Here is a 3,291-nt window from a genome sequence, read left to right as displayed (position 1 = left end):
TGAACCGCACCGGGTTTGCCGGAGACCCCAACTCGTGAGAAGTAGGGTCTATGACAAGCAAGACGACGAACAAATTCTCTCCTGAAGTTCGCGCCCGCGCCGTTCGAATGGTGGCGGAACATGAAGGGGAACATCCGTCTCGATGGGCTGCAGTATCTTCGATTGCCGCTAAGATCGGCTGCTCTGCACACACGCTGAATGAGTGGGTGAAGAAGTCCGAGGTGGACAGCGGCAAGCGAGCGGGACTACCGAGCGATGTCTCGGAGAAGATGAAGGCTTTGGAACGGGAGAACCGCGAGCTTCGTCAGGCTAACGAGATATTGCGCAAAGCTTCGGCATATTTTGCCCAGGCGGAGCTCGACCGCCCACTGAAGCGATGATTTCTTTCATCGACGAACACCGCTCAAGGCTCGGGGTCGAGCCGATCTGCAGACTGCTGCCGATTGCCCCGTCTACGTATTATGAGGTCATTGCCAAGCGCACAGACGTGGACCGCCTGTCGGCCCGCACCCGTAGCGACATGGCCATGAAGATTGAGATACGCCGGGTGTTCAACGAGAACTTCCAGGTCTATGGCGTGCGGAAAGTCTGGCGACAGTTGCAGCGGGAGGGCTTTGAGATTGCCCGCTGCACCGTCGCACGGCTCATGAGGGTAATGGGTCTTCAGGGCATCATTCGCGGCAAGCCCGTCAAAACCACCGTATCGGACAAGGCTGCCCCTTGTCCGCTCGACCGCGTAAACCGCCACTTCAAGGCTCCCGCGCCAAACATGCTCTGGCTTTCTGACTTCACGTATGGTGCGCCTCGTCCCGGATGGTCCGGGGTGCATATGACTGGAATGCATTGAGAAAGGAGGATTTGAAGAATGCCGTGCCCCCTGCTGTGAGGGGCATGAGCCCAAGCGGCGGTGACCTGTCGTCAACTGGCAGGGTGACGTAGCCCGCAGGTAAAGGGAATTGAGGCGAAGCCGTTACGCCGAGATGGTTCCCGAGGCTGTAGCACTGGAAGGTTGAGGAACACGAACCGGTTAATCCGCATCCGAGGGCTGAAATGTCGCCTTCGCCTACACGGCTTAACAGGCGGAATGCTGATGGTGCCCCCAACACGTAGGCGGGGGGTGTCCGAATGCGGGCGTATATGTATGGCGTCTCGCAGGGAGTCATGGGGAGAACGCAGCCAGACCATGACATCGGCATCGACTTGCGGGACGCAAGGACAAGGACTGCGACCGGCAACCTCCCCAGTGCGTGGAGTGTCCAGCATATGAACGAGGGAAGGCATGATGGAATGCCCACGATGTTCTGCGTCGCAAGGGAGTTGACCCTGATGTCCATCATGCTGGCGGAGTTCCCGTAGTAGTCCGCGGCAGGGAAAGCCTGCCACATGGCGAAGGGGAACAGTTCAATCTGCTTGGAGTGCAAATTACCTGACCAAATGAGGTGAAGACCTTTGATAATCAGCGAAATGCAGCACAAGCTCGCAACATGGGCCGAGGCCGGTCCGAACCGTCGGTTCGATCGTCTCTTGCGGCTCATTGCCGACCGGGAATGGCTTGCCGAAGCCGCCCGGATCGTTCTGGCGTCGAGTGGCGCACGAACTCCGGGCATTGACGGAATGGATAAGCGACGGATGCAGGCCGGGCTGGATCGCCATCTGGCCGACCTGCGGACAAACCTGTTGAAAGGCACCTATCGCCCGAAGCCGGTCAAGCGAATCTATATCCCGAAAGCCAATGGCAAGCTACGACCACTGGGTATACCGACCCTGACAGACCGCATTGTCCAGCGCGCCATGCTGATGGCCATGGAGCCGATTTGGGAAAGCGACTTCCATCGCCTGTCCTATGGCTTCCGGCCGGAACGCAGCGTGCACCATGCCGTTCGTACCGTGAAGTTGCAGCTTCAGGACGGCGCGGACACGACGAGGGGCCGCTGGATCATCGAAGGTGATCTGGCGAGCTACTTCGACACCGTTCATCACCGGCTGCTTCTGCAATGCGTTCGGCGGCGGGTGCGGGACGGACGGTTTGTTGATCTTCTCTGGCGCATCCTAAAAGCGGGTCACATCGACCGTGGCCTGTTTGCGGCGTCCAGTGAGGGTGTTCCGCAAGGCGGCGTGCTGTCGCCGCTCCTGTCCAACATCATGCTCCACGAGTTTGATGCGTGGCTAGAGGCGAAATACCTGAACCGGAAAGCCCGCAAGGATCGCTGGGCATGGAACTTCGGCATTCAGCAGGGCCGCCCCATCACGGTTCGAGAGAACCGGCAATGGAAACCTGCGATTGCCTATTGTCGCTATGCCGATGACTTCGTCGTCCTCGTCAAGGGGACGAAGGTTCATGCCGAGGAAATCCGCGAGGAATGCCGGGCCTTTCTGGAAGACCGCCTGAAGCTGACGTTGAATATGGAAAAGACCCATATCACCCACGTCGATGACGGGTTCGTCTTTCTGGGGCATCGGATCATTCGCAAGCGGGGGTCGAACGGGCATATGTCCGTCGTCACGACGATACCCAAGAAAAAGGCCAAGGCGTTTGTTCGCAAACTGACCGAGACCCTTTCCGGCAATCATGATGTCGGCAAGGTCGACATGGTAGACCGCCTGAACCGCCAACTGGCGGGATGGGCGGCCTTCTACAAGTTCACCGACTTCACAGCGCGTTGCTTCCGGCGCATCGACACTGTCGTGTTCTGGAAACTGGCGCACTGGCTGGCGCGAAAATATCGGTCACGCATCAAACCCTTGATGCGGAGCTGGTATCGAGCGCCAGAGGCGGGCAAGGCAAAAACTTGGCTTGTCTATGGACGAAGTGAACGTGGAAACCGTGTCGGCAAGGCGCTGCGCCGAATGGTAACCAGCCCAAAGGCGCAGTTCCGGTGGCGGAATCCGGAGAGCAATCCATATATCTTCCGGAGCGAACCTCGCAGCACCGTCACCTCAAATTATCATGACGTTGCCATGGCCATGGGCAAAGATTGAATAGAGAGCCGTATGCGCTGAAAGGTGCACGTACGGTTCGGGGAGGAGAAGCGCAGCAGCGCTTCTTACTCCACTCGCGACTTGGCAGGGGTTCGTCTACGTGGCCTTTGTGATTGACGCCTTCGCCCGCCGCATCGTTGGTTGGCGAGCGAGCAGGACCGCCCATGCGGGCTTTGTGCTCGATGCCCTCGACCAGGCCCTTCATGATCGGCGGCCCGTCCATCGCAGCGGCCTCATCCACCATTCCGACAGGGGAGTTCAAGGCAGATTCAACCGGTCGTCGCAACACTCCAAACCAGGAGGTGTTAATGG

General features: G+C 58.8%; 1 protein-coding gene, 2 pseudogenes and 1 other annotated feature. All 3 genes and pseudogenes read left to right on the top strand.

Annotation, left to right across the window (positions count from 1 at the left end):
- Window positions 1-50 precede the first annotated feature (50 nt).
- Window positions 51-817: pseudogene (locus IEX27_RS20975) on the top strand (IS3 family transposase); the annotation flags it as partial.
- Window positions 335-451, top strand: a sequence feature (AL1L pseudoknot). Its footprint overlaps the pseudogene before it by 117 nt.
- A gap of 707 nt (window positions 818-1,524) precedes the next feature.
- The gene (gene ltrA, locus IEX27_RS20970) at window positions 1,525-2,979 is read left to right on the top strand and encodes a group II intron reverse transcriptase/maturase (protein ID WP_244630494.1); all 1,455 of its coding nucleotides are present in this window, start codon (window positions 1,525-1,527) and stop codon (window positions 2,977-2,979) included.
- 67 nt (window positions 2,980-3,046) lie between these two features.
- A pseudogene (locus tag IEX27_RS20965) lies at window positions 3,047-3,291 on the top strand (DDE-type integrase/transposase/recombinase); the annotation flags it as partial.

Source organism: Nitratireductor aestuarii, assembly GCF_014641695.1.
In the GTDB taxonomy this organism is placed as follows: domain Bacteria; phylum Pseudomonadota; class Alphaproteobacteria; order Rhizobiales; family Rhizobiaceae; genus Chelativorans; species Chelativorans aestuarii.
The sequence above is the reverse complement of the archived record's forward strand: the minus strand, read 5'-3'. Positions and strand labels throughout refer to the sequence as shown.